The organism is Vibrio sp. Vb339 (assembly GCF_902751245.1).
Taxonomy (GTDB): Bacteria; Pseudomonadota; Gammaproteobacteria; order Enterobacterales; family Vibrionaceae; genus Vibrio; species Vibrio coralliirubri.
This window is the reverse complement of the sequence record NZ_CADDIS010000001.1, coordinates 625423-641017: the sequence shown is the minus strand read 5'-3', so window position 1 is coordinate 641017 and position 15595 is coordinate 625423. Positions and strand designations below refer to the sequence as shown.

Below are 15595 nucleotides of genomic sequence, written 5' to 3'. Positions count from 1 at the left end.
TCTAGAAAGTCATTACAATGCGCCTTCGATAAGACAACATCCCTTTTCTAACGACGCGAACCTTATGAAGCTAAGTAACCGACTGCAAACTCTCCACTCCCTTGTCAGCAATGACTACCAGCATATTTGGGACTGTTGCTGTGATCACGGCTTTTTGGGTGTTCAACTATTGTCGGATAATAAAGCGCCTCAGATTCACTTTGTCGATATTGTCCCGTCTTTGATGAGTGAGCTTGAAGGAAAGCTAGCGCGCTACTTTCCACAAAATAACATAGCCGAACAAACGGTTAGCAGCCAATGGCAAGTCTACTGCATGGATGTCGCCGCTATCCCGCTTGAGAAACATACAGGCAAACACCTAGTTATTATTGCGGGCGTCGGTGGCGATCTTACTCAAAAACTCGTTGATGATATTCATCGTCAACACCCAGACAAAGCGATCGACTTCTTGCTTTGTCCGGTGCATCAGCAATTCGAATTGAGAAGCCATTTAAAGGCGCTCAATTTTGGTCTTATTGATGAAGTGTTGATTGAAGAGAACCGTCGTTATTACGAGATTTTATTGGTGAGTAATAGCCGCGGTGGTTCAGAAAAGAGCAAAGCCGTTAGCGAGATATCAAACGTCGGTGACAAGATCTGGACACCAAGTTGTGATGAACAAGTGAAGGTATCACAGCAATACAAAGCCAAAACATTGCAGCACTACTTGCGCATCCATCAAGGACAAGAGAAGCAAGGGAAACCGAGCCAAGTGAAGCATATCATTGAAGCATACCAAGCTATTTAACAGTAGTAAGCACTAACTTTATCGCTTACCTTTAATACCGCCAATTCAATAAAAAAGCCGACAGTTCAATGAACTATCGGCTTTTTTGATGCTATTGTTTGGTTTGATCTTACTGCTCTTGCTTCTTATTAATCGTATCAAGCCCATCCATCGTTTCAGCCTCACGGAGCGTTTCAACCCCATAAACCGTATCAAGATAGGCGTCTTTCTCTTTCCACGTGTTATTCAACCAACTGTGGAAACGGCGCTTAAACGCTTTATCTTCAAAGTAATTACCGTTTACGTTCTCGTCCATCGGATGCAGTTTAATACGCACCACGACCTTGGTCATTTTGCCTTTTAGCATGTCTTCAAACGGAGAAGTCTGGTTTTCTGGATAAGCCAGAGTGACATCAACAATGCCATCTAAGATTGGTCCCATTGCCGATAATGCAAATGCTACACCACCAGTTTTAGGCTTCAATAGGTGTCGGTAAGGTGTTTTCGCGGTCGCCAGTTTCTCGTGATTGGCACGCGTCCCTTCAACGAAGTTAACCAAGGTTGTCGGCGCTAGCTTGAACTTAGTACACGCTTTGTTGATTGCATCGAAGTCATCATTACGACGCTCTGGGTTACGCAGCAAAAACTCACGCGAGTGACGTCTCATGAAGGGCATATCTAACCCCCAACATGCCAACCCAACAAAAGGGACATACAGCAGTTCGTACTTAAGGAAGAACTTAGTCATCGGCATCTTGTCTTTCAAGATAGAAGACAAAATCACGATATCCGCCCAGCTCAGATGATTCGACATCATCAAATACCACTGTTTGGTCGAGATATCTTCCCCGCCTTCCACTTGCCACTCGATGTCATTGTTCACGTTCAACATCCAAAGGTTGAGCGAAGCCCAACACCAAAATGTGAAGTTAGCTAAACGAGTACACGACTTCTGCACAACAGAGATTGGCAGAATCAGTTTGATGAGGCCAAAGAAGCTCACGGTAAACGCAGTCATTGCGGTATTGATGGTCACGAACAATACGTTCAAGGCCATACGAAGATTATCAAGCATAAAACACGGCTATATTGAGATCGAAAGCCGCCATTATACTCATCTGCAAAATATTCTCTTTAGTAATTGGTTGAATACCCTAGGGGTCAAACCACTGCACTAATTTTGCTTGTATCTAAAGACCAATTCATCGTTCTTAATCAACAAAATCAACATCAAAAAACACCACCAGAGTCATTTGGACTCGAATTTAAATAAGTCCATTTGACATGATTCCAAATTATTTTCACCACAAACCCAGTATTGATAAGCATTCTCATTATTGGCATGGTACATGCAACTCCAAAATGTAAATAGTTGAGTATCCTTAATGAGATAACTTCTCTACGTAAAGGTGATGATATGACAGATATTCCTCATGGTTTGGTAACCGGCAAAGTCTTAAACAAGACGGAATGGACAGATCAACTGTTCTCACTTCAAGTCAGTGCTCCTGTCTCTCCCTATCAGGCGGGTCAGTTTACGAAACTTGGCTTGCTTAACAATGAGGATGAGTTCGTAAGACGCGCCTATTCGATGGTGAACGCGCCAGAGCACGAACAAGGTCATCAACATCTGGAGTTTTTGATTATTAAGGATCAGAACGGTCAGCTTTCACCTCAACTTCATGAGTTGAAGGTTGGCGATGACATCTTCGTCGGCAAAGACCCAAGTGGCTTTATGACCTTAGATGAGATCCCAGAGATCGTCGACGATCTATGGATGCTTTCAACCGGGACCGCGGTTGGGCCTTTTATCTCAATGCTCGAAAGCATGCAGATACAGCAGCAAAACGGATCTGAATCTGAAAAAGTCGCCTCGTTCAAAAACCTTGTACTGGTTCATGCCGTAAGAACAGAACAAGACCTGACTTATCGAGACCGTATCGCTCAACTCGTTCATCACTTCCAAGGGAAACTACAATATGTTCCAATTATTTCTAGAGAATCAGTCACCGGAACTTTGCGCGGACGAATCCCAAGCTTGTTACTTGGAGGCGACCTTGAGCAAACCGCGTCTGTCGCTTTCAATCAAACCCGCAGTTTTTTCTACCTTTGTGGCAATCCGCAAATGGTTCGTGACACGAGCGAAGCGCTAACTAGTTTAGGTTTCGAGAAGCACTTACGCCGAAAACCCGGCCAATTCAGCAGCGAGAACTACTGGTAAATAATAACCACCACCCGTTAGAAAGAAGCACAGAAATACAGAAATACAACTTTCAAAGAACAGTTAGAGAAGAGGTTTTATATGAGTCATTTACGTATTCCGTCACACTGGAAAATTCAACGTTCCACACCATTTTTCACCAAAGACAACATACCGGCAGCGCTTCTCAATCATCACAACACCGCTGAGGGTGTATTCGGTCAGATTTGTGTAATGGAAGGCACGGTCACCTTCTACGGTTTTGCCGATGCAGAAGCGACAGAACCAGAAAGTGTTATCACAATCGAAGCTGGGCAATTTGCCACAAGCCCACCTCAATATTGGCATCGAATAGAGCTTAGCGACGACGCACAATTCAACATTAACTTCTGGTCTGAAAAAGAGACCAAGAAGATGTTCAACACCCGAAAGTAAGATCCAATCAATATTGATGAACTTATAAGCAAGCTGCCTCGTACTGTGATTTTTAATGTTCAAGAAGTGAAGATAAAAGACCAAATAACCATAGTAATTACAATGACTAATGGTGATAGACAAGAGAAAAAAACTCTAGCACACTGAGCAGAGTTGTAGGGCATGTTGACCTATCGAGCTGATTTTTGCAGCCGTTTGTGGGTTATTTATACAAGGCAGAGAATTCGACGTGTAGCTCGCCTACATGAGAATTCGATAACGCTGTAGAAAGGAACCACAAACACTGCCCGAAGGGTTCGGCTAAAATCGTTTTACTCTTTGTTGAGAGGGTTTTGCTTAGAATGACTAGGCGGCAAACCTCTCGTCGCGATTAAAACGATTTTATCTCGAACAAAACTTAACCGCGAAAGGTCAACATGCCCTTGTTTTAATCCCGTTTCAGAGAATGAATCAGTGGGTTATTTATATTTTAGGTAAGAGAGGAAGCCATGCTCAACATTGCTTTTTTTAGCTCAAAATCATACGACGAAAAATCATTCGAACTGGCAAAAGGCGAACTCAACGCTGAGTTTCATTTTCACGATTTTCGACTCACCACAACAACAGCAAAAATGGCGCACGACAACGAAGTGGTTTGTGCGTTTGTAAACGATGACCTATCGCAAGACGTGTTCGAGATTCTTGCTCAAGGCGGCACCAAGCTGATCGCGATGCGCTGTGCGGGCTTTGACAAGGTCGACCTAGACGCAGCCAAAGAGTTTGGTCTGCAAGTGGTTCGCGTTCCGGCTTACTCACCAGAATCGGTAGCAGAACACACTGTTGGCATGATGATGTGTTTGAACCGTAAACTACACAAGGCATACCAACGCACTCGTGATGCGAACTTCTCTCTTGAGGGGTTAGTTGGCTTTAACTTCCACGGAAAAACAGTCGGTGTGATTGGTTCAGGTAAGATTGGCCTAGCGACAATGCGAATTCTGAAAGGTTTAGGCATGAACATCCTATGCTACGACCCATACCCAAACCCGTTAGCTGTTGAATTAGGCGCTAAATACGTTGAACTCGACAAGCTTTACCAAGAGTCTGATGTGATTTCTCTGCACTGCCCGATGAGTAAAGAGAACTACCACTTATTGGATGCAACGGCATTTGAGAAGATGAAAGATGGCGTGATGATCGTCAACACCAGCCGTGGTGAACTACTGGATTCAACCGCTGCGATTGAAGCGCTTAAACAGAGTAAGATCGGTGCGCTTGGTCTTGATGTTTACGACAACGAGAAAGAGTTGTTCTTCCAAGACAAATCTAACGATGTGATTGTCGATGACGTATTCCGTCGCCTCTCTGCTTGTCACAATGTATTGTTCACAGGTCACCAAGCTTTCTTGACCAAAGATGCGCTGTTCAACATCGCCAATACAACGCTCACCAGTGTCGATGCTTTCTTTGCTGGCAACACCAGCGGCAACGAACTTGTTTAATAACAGATTGAGTTAACAGCAGGCTGAGTTCAAAACAAACTAGGTCTACAAATACAAAGCCACGCTATTCCTAAGTGAACAGCGTGGCTTTGTCGTTTATCCAGTATTCTAAAAACGTTCCTAGACGCAGAAATGACAATCTTCGGTATCTAAACCATACACGCCTTTTCGAATGGCAAGGTGCTCTTGACCGGCTTTTACGCCCATCTCGTAACCTGCATTAAGAGTACTTTGATCCATAGTTAAACGCTTAACCGCGAAGGCTTCCGGTGGCGCTATCACTTTAATGGTCGCATCTTTGGGTGGATTACGAATGAACTCCAAAGACTGGTTGTAGTTTTCAGCACGCACCGCCATCGATTCTGCAATGTTAGGGAATTTCTTTAATAGCTTTTTCAGCATCCATTGGTGCTTTTGAGGCTTCATTCGGTAACTTAAAGGATGAGAAAGAATCACGGTGATGTCTCGCGCACCGCGACGGTATGCTTCGCGAACCGGAATCGAATCCGCGACACCACCATCGGTATAACAGCCACCAGAGAAACACGGTGTCTCGCGGTAAGCGATAGGTAAAGCGGTTGTTGCTTCAACCACATTAGAAAGGTTCTCTGGCTTAATGTGATAGTAATCAGCACTGCCCGTATCCACATTAGTCACAGCAGCAATCAGTGGGATACTTGAAAAAAGCTCACCACAATCGAGCGGATAACGTTGATTGGATTCGTTCCATAACCATTTAACGTCCACTAAATTACCACCTTTGGCAAAGCGAGCAGGATTAAAGAAAGTTTTATCCGTCGCCATTGTGGTGATCACATCATAACTACGTTTTGGTGCATGAGATAAGTAACCAACCAGATTCGACACACCTGCAGATACGCCGATGGCAAAGTCATAAGGACGGAAATCGTCTTGCATGAAGGCGTCTAAAACTCCGGCAGCAAAAATGCCTCTCATTGCTCCACCTTCAACGATTAATGCGCTCTTATTCATCTCAAACTCTTCTACTTTATAAACTGATAGTCGTAGAATAATCCGATCACTCTTACAAAGATAATGGGATAGATTTATCAATTCGATAGGTAAAAACTATCAATGTGGATTGTTTTATTTTTCAATGATTTAGGGTTGCTTGATATTCAGCGAGATCAAAAAAGGCCATCGAGTAATTCACTCAACGGCCTTTCAATTAACGAATCAAGATGATTGATTACGACTTAAATTCGCTCACATCGATTTCAAGCAGTTTACCAATGCCTTCACCGTATGCAGGGTCGGCTTTGTAACAGTGTCTTAGGTGACGCAATTGAATCTCTTTTGGTACGCCGCCTAGGTTACGAGCAGTGTTATCAAACAGAATCGCTTGCTTCTCTGGTGTCATTAGGCGGAACAAGTCACCCGGTTGCGAGAAGTAATCTTCATCTTCGCGGTGATCCCAGTGTGCTGCTGCGCCATCTAGGTTCAGTGCTGGTTCAGCGAAATCTGGCTGCTCTGCCCACTGACCTTCGTTGTTTGGCTCATAACCTAATGTGCCACCGAAGTTACCATCGACACGCATCGCACCATCACGGTGGTAGCTATGTACAGGGCAACGAGGCGCATTCACTGGAATGTGCTGATGGTTAACACCCAAACGGTAACGTTGTGCATCACCGTAAGCAAACAGACGACCTTGCAGCATCTTGTCTGGAGAGAAGCTGATACCTGGAACTACGTTCGCCGGGTTGAATGCCGACTGCTCAACTTCTGCGAAGAAGTTTTGTGGGTTACGGTTTAGCTCGAATTCACCCACTTCAATCAACGGGTAATCTGCATGAGGCCAGATCTTAGTCAAATCGAACGGGTTGTATGGAACCTTCGCTGCATCTGCTTCTGGCATCACTTGTACTTTCAACGTCCATTTCGGGAAGTCTTGGTTATCGATGCTGTCTAGCAAATCACGTTGGTGGCTTTCGCGATCATCACCGATCACTTGTGCCGCTTCTGCATCAGAAAGGTTCTTAATACCTTGCTGAGATTTGAAGTGGAATTTAACCCAGAAACGTTCGTTATCAGCGTTGATGAAGCTGAACGTGTGGCTACCAAAGCCGTGCATGTGTCGGTAAGTAGCCGGGATACCACGGTCACTCATTACGATAGTAATTTGGTGCAGAGCTTCCGGAAGAGAAGTCCAGAAATCCCAGTTGTTTTTCGCGCTACGCATGTTGGTGCGTGGATCACGTTTCACCGCGTGGTTTAAGTCAGGGAACTTAAGAGGATCACGAAGGAAGAATACTGGCGTGTTGTTACCCACCATATCCCAGTTGCCTTCTTCAGTATAAAACTTCAATGCAAAGCCACGGATATCACGCTCGGCATCGGCAGCACCACGCTCACCCGCTACTGTTGTGAAACGTGCAAACAAGTCGGTTTTTTTACCTACTTCAGAGAACAATTTTGCCTTGGTGTATTTTGTGATGTCGTGTGTAACGGTAAATGTGCCGTAAGCACCTGAGCCTTTCGCGTGCATACGACGCTCTGGAATCACTTCACGATCAAAATGGGCCAATTTCTCCAAGAACCAAACATCTTGAAGAAGTTGAGGACCACGTTTGCCCGCAGTTTGAACATTCTGGTTATGAGCAACAGGACAACCCGCAGCTGTAGTTAGTTTTTTACTCATCATCAATTCCTTATTACCTTTTAGGTGCAGCATCTTTGTTGCACCGCCACTTCTGTATGGTAGTTATTCATCACACAAAACCACGCAGTAACTAAGGATATAGAATAAGCTTGAATCAAAGTAAAATATAATCGTTTGTAATTATCGTTATCATGGACAAAACCTATCAATTTAATGATCTAAATCATAATCATAATCATAATCATAATCATAATCATTCAATATTGATAGTAATATTTACAACATAACAATCAATAAGTTACATGGCATTACAAGTTAATCCCACGATTGTTCGAGTCTTATCAAAAATCGCTATTTTTGTGATATTTTGTGACCTAACCGTAAAGTCGCTGCAATATTTCTTGCCGTTCTCGTCAAGTTGATATCAGCCTCTTGTAGTACTTTTTCTAAAGTTTGAGGTGATCTTACCGTCCCAAACAAGCTGTTCATCTCACCATACAAGGCTTCGACTTCTATTCCTAAAGAACCTGCAATCCCTATGGTCGGAATACCTTGTAAACTCGCACGTTTAGCAATCCCATAAGGCGTTTTTCCTTGCAGAGTTTGGTTATCCATTTGCCCTTCACCGGTAATTACAAGATCTGCGCCTTTCAATACTTCATCAGCTTGTAAAACATCAAGCACCATCTCGATACCCGGTTTAATCTGCATGTTAAACAACAATCCAAGCCCCATTGGAGCACCACCCGCCGCGCCATAACCCTTACGCTTGTGAACAGAGTCATCACCACGAGTACAACCTTGAGATTCAGCTACTTGAGCAAAATTCTCAAGCGCCGTATCAAGCATCACAACTTGTTCTGGGCTTGCGCCTTTCTGTGGGCCGAATATATGGCTGGCGCCGTTATCACCACACAATGGATTATCAACATCGCACGCCACAATCAATTCGATATCAGCACAGCGCGAATCTAAGCCGGTAAGATCTATTGATGCGAGCTCTGCAAGTGCAGCACCACCTCGGCCAAGCTCTTGTCCATTCCTATCGATTAATCGACCACCTAGAGCTTGAACAATACCCGCACCACCATCATTAGTCGCACTGCCACCCAATCCAAGAATAATCGTTTGAGCGCCCTGTTCTATCGCTTCCAAAATCAATTGCCCAGTACCAAATGAAGAAGCCAACAAAGGGTTACGCTGCTCTGGCGCTAACAAATCCAAACCTGATGCCGCAGCAATTTCAATCAATGCCGTTTTGTTCGGGTTGCTATCGGATGGCTCAAGCATCGCCCATTCAGCATTAACCAATGCGCCCAACGGACCTTCCACTTGATGTGTTCGCTTCTGCCCCGCTAATCCTTGCAGTAACACATCCACAGTCCCTTCGCCGCCATCGGCCAGGGGTAAAGTCACATAGTCAGCGTCAGGGAAGATTTCACGAAAGCCCTTTTCAATACACGCCGCCACCGATACAGCCGATAAAGATTCTTTAAACGAGTCTGGTGCAATAACAATTTTCATACTGATAGATCCAAAAGATTAGTAATTTTGATGAGTGTCCGATCCAAAAATGCCCCTATTGAAGATCAGCAAGCTAATCAATTAATAGGGGCAGTATATAAAGGTAAGTAGTATTAGTTAGTAACGGCTGTCTTTACTTGTGATTTCTCTTTGCTTTTTAGCCATACAAATACAGCGCCTAGGACCGCAATTGGAATAAGTGGGTCGATCAACGTACCGCCTTTACCAAACACTAAGTTTAGAATCATGATGATGCTTGCACCAATCGCCCATGCGATGGTTGAAGACACAGACCAGATCTTAATTTGGTCAGCTAGTTCAGTAATACCTAACGTACGGTTGATGATGTGGAAGTATGAATCGTTCAAATGAGAGAAGCCAACCGGACCTACCGCACATGCAAGTGCTACGAATACTGGGTCTAGACCTAACGTTTCAACCAATGGCAGCGTCATCGTTGCTGCAACCATCATTGATGCCGTTGCTGAACCTTGGATTAGACGAAGCATTGAAGCAATTGCTAGTGGTACAAGTAGAGGTGGAATACCGCTGCTCGCAATAGCTTCGGCTACTTGAGGGCCAGCACCTGATGCTTTAAGTACTGCACCCATTGCGCCACCACAGCCAGTTACCACAAGAATTAGACCTGTAGTAGACAGAGCATCATCCATAGAGCTAACCATGTCTTTGCGCTCAATATGACGAGTAAGACCGTATAGCGCCATAAGAACACCGATACCAACAGCAACCACTGGGTTACCAATCAACGAAATAACGTTGTGCATTGCAGTGTCACCTTGACCAACAAGCGTGTTGATTAGGATGAATGCGATTGGCAGCAGAATTGGACCGAATGATAAAAAGTTACTTGGTAGCTCTCTGTCATCTGTTTCTTTCACTTTCTCAAGGTTTGCCCAATCAGCTTGGTTAGTAATCCATGTCTCACCGTTTGGTACGCGGTAGTACTCGTTACCTACTCGACGAATATAAATCATAGAAAGAAGCATCATAGGGATAGAAACCATCAAACCCCATAACATGTATTCACCTAGATCTACACCCAGAATTCCAGCCACAGCAACTGGACCCGGTGTTGGTGGCACAAGTGCGTGAGTGATAAGCAAGCCAAGCGCTAGAGTCACACCTAGGCCAACCGCTGACTTCCCCGTATCACGTGAAATTGCGCGAACAAGAGAATGCAAAATGATGTACGCAGAGTCACAGAAAACTGGTATAGCGACAAGCACCCCTGTAAAACCTAGCGCTAAGTCTTCACGACCTTTACCACACAGCTTTACAAACGTTTTTGCCATTCGAACAGCGGCTCCAGAGCGTTCGAAACACGCGCCCATGATAACGCCGAACGCGATGATCAAACCAATACCACCAAGCACGCCACCAAAACCAGCTTTAATTGCATCAATCAACTCTGTTGGCGCCATACCCGCAAAAAGACCCATGATGATACTTGCAATAACCATAGCAAGTGCGACTGGGATTCTCGTTTTAATAATCATACCCATCATGGCTAAGATGCCAATTACGATGCCTATCAGTGCTCCATCCATTTTTATATTCCTTTTGTCTCTTTCTTCATTTTTATGAAAATTGTAGGGTGGTGCATATAGGTGATATCGGGATCACCTATTGCACTTTATCGTTATGTGTTGGCTTACCTGTAAGCCGTGTTATCTAAATCAGTTTTTACTTTTATGGTTCGTTACATATAAACGCCATTCACACCGCGCTATAAATAACTTTTTACCCAGCCAAGCCCCTCTTCTGTCGTGCCTCTTGGGTTATATTCACAACCAATCCAACCTTGGTAACCTGAATCATCCAAAACACTAAACAAGTGTGGGTAGTTCAGTTCGCCTTCCGATGGTTCATGCCTTTCTGGTACAGAAGCAATTTGGATATGACCGGTATAAGCAGCCACTTCACGAATCAAAGTACTTAAATCACCATCCATGATTTGCGCGTGATAAAGGTCGAGTTGCAGCTTCACATTTGGCCTATCGACTAACTTAATCAGTTCGACAGCGTCACGTTGGTGAGCAACGAAGTAATTAGGAACATCACGGCTATTTAGCGGTTCAATAATCAATTCGATGTTATGCTCAGCAAACTTATCTGCGGCAAAACGAATATTTGAGATAAAGGTTTCAACGTGTTGCTGCCTCGTGAAATTCGCATCATGTAGACCCGACATCGCGTGAACTTTCTTGCAATTCAGCGCTTTAGCGTACATAAGTGCCGTATCAACGCTGGTTTTAAACTCTTCTTCACGGCCAGGAATCGCTGCGAAGCCACGCTCGCCTGCGTCCCAATCACCTGGAGGCATGTTGAACAGCGCCTGTTCAAAACCAAATCTCTGCATTTTTGCTGCAAGCTCTTCGGCCTCAAATGCATAAGGGAATAGGTATTCAACAGCTTTGAAACCGGCTTGGTGTGCTTTTTCAAAACGCTCTAGAAATGGTACTTCTGTGAATAACATCGTTAAGTTTGCTGCGAACTTAGCCATTATTTGCCTCTCCCTTTTAAATCCATCACTTCTTCGTCCGTTAGGTAACGGATATCATTCCCTTTCAATAAGAATGCTAATTTGGCGGTCTCTTCTAGCTCTTCAGCGTTATCAACGGCATCAACAAAGTCAGTGCCTGTTACTACTGGGCCGTGGTTTGCTAACAAAAATGCTCGATAATCACCTGCTCGTTTTGCCAACTCTTCAGCGATTTGTGGGTCACCCGGACGTAGGTAAGGAATGACTGGTAACTCGCCAATTCGCATCACGAAATACGGTGTGAAAGCCTTAATCGCGTTGTTACGATCCAACCCTTCAAGGCAAGACAACGCGGTAAGGTAAGTAGAATGCAAATGAACAATGGCATTGCATACAGGATTATTACGGTAAATCGCTAGGTGGAATGCCGCTTCTTTAGAAGGCTTCTTACCTGAGATGTGGTTGCCATCGATATCGACAACCGACAATTCCTCAGCGACAAGGCGACCAAATGAAGAGCCTGTTGGTGTTGCTAGAAAATGCCCATTAGGTAATTTGATAGACAGGTTACCTGCACCACCAGTGGCGTAACCTCGTTCGAACATTGAACGAGCGAGCGTGACCATTTGCTCTCTTAACTGCTGCTCGTTCATCAAAACTTTACTCATTTGAATCTCGCTTATGAAAAGAATGATTGAGCTTTAGCGAAGAAGTTTTCATCACCAAAATTGCCCGATTTTAGCGCTAGTGATAGCTCACCTTCGACCGATTTAACCCAAGGCACACCTGGTGCGATTTGAGGACCAATATGAAAACCTTTCACGGCTAGGCTTTGCGTCACGACGCCTGATGTTTCACCACCAGCAACGATGAAGTTTTTCACGCCATGTTGTTGTAGTTTGATAGCGAGTTGACTAAAAAATTGTTCAACGGCGTGGCTTGAAGCTTGTGCGCCGTACTCTTCTTGAATTGCTTTTAGTGCGGCAGCATCTGCGGTTGCATAAACCAAAGGAGCAAACTCGCCTTGGTTATTGGTCATCACCCAATCGAACACTTCATTGGCGTATTGATCATTGGTTAAGCAAGCCTTCACATCGATAGCAAAGTGAGGAGCAAGCTGCTTGTATACCGCAACTTGTTGGTTAGTCATCACTGAACAAGAACCAGAGAACACAACGGTTGGTGCTTTGACTGGGCTACCGGCATGTTTTGCATCACTTTGATCAGCAAGATGTTCTGTCCAGTTTTTAGCGATACCAGCAGCTAGGCCTGAACCACCTGTGATTAGTTTCAAAGATTTAGCCGCTTGACCTAACGTCACCAAGTGCTCTGCATTAAATGCGTCTACCACGGCGTAGCGACTACCTTGAGCTTTGAGTTCGTTAAAACGAGCGGTAACCGCATCAGCGCCCTGTTCAATCGTTTGAAAGTTAACTAAACCGGAAACACCTTCTGATTGTGCGTCCATCATTCGAACCACACTTGAATCCGTCATTGGTGTAACAGGGTGATTACGCATACCTGAATCACTCAATAACTCACCAAAAACAAACAAGTGACCGTTGTAAACCGTGCGACCATTTACTGGCAATGCAGGGCAAACCATAGTGAAAGATTCTCCAAGTTCAGCCAAAAGTGCATCTGTTACGGGACCAATATTGCCCTCAGCGGTACTGTCGAACGTTGAGCAGTATTTAAAGTAAAACTGTTGGCAGCCTTGAGATTGAAGCCATTTAAGCGCAGTAACCGAATCCGTCACCGCTTCGTCAACTGGGCAAGAGCGAGATTTAAGGCTGATCACCACAGCATCTGCTGATGTGTCAAACTCTCCCGTTGGAATCCCATTCAGTTGAACAGTGCGCATACCGTTTTCAACCAAGAAACCAGCAATGTCTGTTGCACCTGTAAAGTCGTCTGCAATAACACCTAATAACATGATTATTTCTCCGCCTTTGACGTATTTACACCTGGTAGATCAATACCTTGGAATACTTTAATCACTGCGCTGTCATCTTCTTGACCAAAGCCAGCATTGCTCGCGCTAACGAACATGTTCAGTGCAGCACTTGATAGCGGGAGTGGGAATTTCAGGTCTTGAGCGGTATCTGATACCAAGTTCAAATCCTTCACAAAGATATCAACCATAGATTTTGGAGAGTAATCACCATCGACTACGTGCTTCATGCGGTTCTCGAACATCCAAGAGTTGCCCGCTGCATTCGTAACAACGTCGTACATCAAATCAAGCGGAATGTTTGCGCGTGCGGCTAGTGCCATCGCTTCAGCGCCCGCAGCAATATGAACACCTGCTAGTAACTGGTGGATAATCTTAACGGTCGCACCAAGGCCGATGGCCTCACCGATGTTGTAGACTTTAGCTGCAGTTGCATCGAGTACAGGAGCCAATACTTCGAATGTACTTGTCGAACCTGAAGCCATGATGGTCATTTCACCGACTTCTGCTTTTACTGCACCGCCGGACACTGGCGCATCCAGCATCACAAGATCATGTTCAGCAAGCTGAGCTTCGATTTGTTTCGCGTCTTCTGCTGAGATCGTTGCCGAGACCATAACTGGCGTGTTAGATCTTAGTGCCGCCGCAAGACCAGTCTTAAACAGTACCGTGTTAACTTGAGCTGCATTCACAACCAATACCAAAACTGAATCAAGTTTGTCGGCAAACTCAACCGCACTTGTCGAGACCGCTTTTGCGCCATATTCACCCAAGGTTTCAAGCGCTTGCGGATTCAAATCGAAACCATATACATCAAGCCCTGCACGCACGCATGACTTCGCTGCGCCCATGCCCATAGAACCTAAACCGATAACACCAACAGATTGAACTTCATTCATAGCAAGATGCCTTTCACGTAATTATTGAATTCTAGATTTGTTAATTCTTGTTTATGTTTGTGATTATATGTTAAGCAATCGAATGCGACTTAGTGATAAGTCACATTTTTAACAAAAGTTAACACAGTTGAGTAATTTAACCCTTTCGAGGCATTAGATAAGGGTAATTTCGGCAGCAATCACAGTTCTAATTGCTATTTCACAACAGATATTCACAGATATTCACAAAACAGCTAAAGATTGATAGGATGATGAAAAATAAGAACATAGAAGAAGAATCATGATTCCAGCGGAACGTCAGAGAACCATTTTGTCACTATTATCACACCAAGAAGTGATCAGTATTTCTGAGCTTGTTGAGCACTTAGAGGTGTCTCATATGACCATTCGTCGAGATATCGTAAAGCTAGAGACATCAGGGAAAGTGATTTCAGTTTCGGGTGGCGTTCAGCTGACTAAAGCACTTCACAGCGAATTGTCACACGACATCAAGGTAGAACAGCAAGCAAGCGAAAAAGCTCAAATAGGTCAACTAGCTGCTCAATTGGTTCCTGAGTATTCGACTATCTACTTAGACGCTGGAACAACCTCTTTGGAGATCGCTCACCAACTTGCAGGGCGAGATGATCTGCTTATCATCACCAATGACTTCGCGATTGCCGCATACCTAATGAACAGCACACAATCTGAGATTTACCATACTGGTGGCAAGATTGACCGTGAAAATCAATCGAGTATTGGGGGAAAAGTAGCTGAGTTCTTGGCAGGGATGAATATTGATATTGCGTTTATCTCTTCTTCATCTTGGAATCTAAAAGGGCTCTCGACACCTTGTGAAAATAAGGTATTAGTCAAACAAGCCATTGTTCAAGCAGCTCATTCAAACTATCTGATTTCAGACTCAACCAAATACGGGCGTATCGCTACTTTCCACGCCTTAGATTTAAGTGCGCTTGATGGCGTGATCACCGACATTGATCTTTCGAGTAGTGTGATTGATGAGCTTCAAGACAAAGGCATCAAGGTCATTAATTCGTAACGGATCCCTCATCAAATTTCAGGCTCACCAACCAAACATTCAGAACCTGAATACCACAACTCCAAAACCATCTATTTATCTACTCGATAAAAATAATTCTTACAATTAAGCGTTTATATTCATTAATAATATTGGCGGCGGGCGGCATAATAGCCGCGAATCCTTTTAACG

The 15595-nt window shown here is 44.3% G+C and carries 14 protein-coding genes; 5 read left to right on the top strand and 9 right to left on the bottom strand.

Features of this window, described 5'->3' with window-relative positions:
• The first annotated feature begins 64 nt into the window (after positions 1-64).
• Positions 65-787, top strand: coding sequence for a tRNA (adenine(22)-N(1))-methyltransferase (locus HRQ85_RS02915; protein ID WP_172378647.1), 723 nt, complete (start codon positions 65-67; stop codon positions 785-787).
• Positions 788-896: 109 nt separating this feature from the next.
• Here the strand turns inward: HRQ85_RS02915 and HRQ85_RS02910 are convergent, their stop codons facing one another.
• Positions 897-1841 (bottom strand): acyltransferase, encoded by a 945-nt coding sequence (locus tag HRQ85_RS02910; protein ID WP_172378646.1) that lies wholly within the window; start codon positions 1839-1841, stop codon positions 897-899.
• A 342-nt stretch (positions 1842-2183) separates the two neighbouring features.
• Here HRQ85_RS02910 and HRQ85_RS02905 point away from each other — a divergent pair, with 342 nt between their 5' ends.
• The 3 genes from HRQ85_RS02905 (at position 2184) to HRQ85_RS02895 (ending at position 4882) form a co-directional block, all read left to right on the top strand.
• The gene (locus HRQ85_RS02905) at positions 2184-2987 is read left to right on the top strand and encodes a ferredoxin--NADP reductase (RefSeq protein WP_172378645.1); all 804 of its coding nucleotides are present in this window, start codon (positions 2184-2186) and stop codon (positions 2985-2987) included.
• Between the two features lie 81 nt (positions 2988-3068).
• Entirely contained in the window at positions 3069-3401 is a 333-nt protein-coding gene (locus HRQ85_RS02900; protein WP_172378644.1) for a DUF1971 domain-containing protein, read from the top strand.
• Positions 3402-3889: 488 nt separating this feature from the next.
• Positions 3890-4882 carry a 2-hydroxyacid dehydrogenase gene (locus HRQ85_RS02895; protein ID WP_172378643.1) on the top strand — a complete coding sequence of 331 codons (993 nt, stop codon included), beginning with the start codon at positions 3890-3892 and terminating at the stop codon, positions 4880-4882.
• A 120-nt stretch (positions 4883-5002) separates the two neighbouring features.
• On the opposite strand, the gene HRQ85_RS02890 is transcribed toward HRQ85_RS02895, so the two are convergent.
• From HRQ85_RS02890 to ltnD, 8 genes are all read right to left on the bottom strand, one after another.
• Positions 5003-5875: a patatin-like phospholipase family protein gene (locus HRQ85_RS02890; RefSeq protein ID WP_172378642.1), complete on the bottom strand. Its 873-nt coding sequence runs from the start codon at positions 5873-5875 to the stop codon at positions 5003-5005.
• A gap of 217 nt (positions 5876-6092) precedes the next feature.
• Positions 6093-7544: a catalase gene (locus HRQ85_RS02885; protein ID WP_048609850.1), complete on the bottom strand. Its 1452-nt coding sequence runs from the start codon at positions 7542-7544 to the stop codon at positions 6093-6095.
• 312 nt (positions 7545-7856) lie between these two features.
• Entirely contained in the window at positions 7857-9029 is a 1173-nt protein-coding gene (locus HRQ85_RS02880; RefSeq protein ID WP_172378641.1) for a glycerate kinase, read from the bottom strand.
• 113 nt (positions 9030-9142) lie between these two features.
• Positions 9143-10597 (bottom strand): GntP family permease, encoded by a 1455-nt coding sequence (locus HRQ85_RS02875; RefSeq protein WP_050620404.1) that lies wholly within the window; start codon positions 10595-10597, stop codon positions 9143-9145.
• 179 nt (positions 10598-10776) lie between these two features.
• Positions 10777-11553: a 2-oxo-tetronate isomerase gene (gene otnI / locus HRQ85_RS02870; protein ID WP_172378640.1), complete on the bottom strand. Its 777-nt coding sequence runs from the start codon at positions 11551-11553 to the stop codon at positions 10777-10779.
• On the bottom strand, positions 11553-12200 hold the full coding sequence (otnC, locus tag HRQ85_RS02865; protein WP_017086591.1) for a 3-oxo-tetronate 4-phosphate decarboxylase: 648 nt from the start codon (positions 12198-12200) through the stop codon (positions 11553-11555). The genes otnI and otnC overlap by 1 nt, the downstream gene beginning before the upstream one ends.
• 11 nt (positions 12201-12211) lie before the next feature.
• Entirely contained in the window at positions 12212-13468 is a 1257-nt protein-coding gene (otnK, locus tag HRQ85_RS02860; protein ID WP_102442334.1) for a 3-oxo-tetronate kinase, read from the bottom strand.
• Between the two features lie 2 nt (positions 13469-13470).
• Entirely contained in the window at positions 13471-14385 is a 915-nt protein-coding gene (gene ltnD / locus HRQ85_RS02855; protein WP_172378639.1) for an L-threonate dehydrogenase, read from the bottom strand.
• Positions 14386-14665: 280 nt separating this feature from the next.
• On the opposite strand from ltnD, the gene HRQ85_RS02850 reads away from it, so the two are divergent.
• Complete coding sequence (locus tag HRQ85_RS02850) at positions 14666-15424, top strand: DeoR/GlpR family DNA-binding transcription regulator (protein WP_017072299.1); 759 nt, start codon at positions 14666-14668, stop codon at positions 15422-15424.
• The last annotated feature ends 171 nt before the right edge of the window (positions 15425-15595 follow it).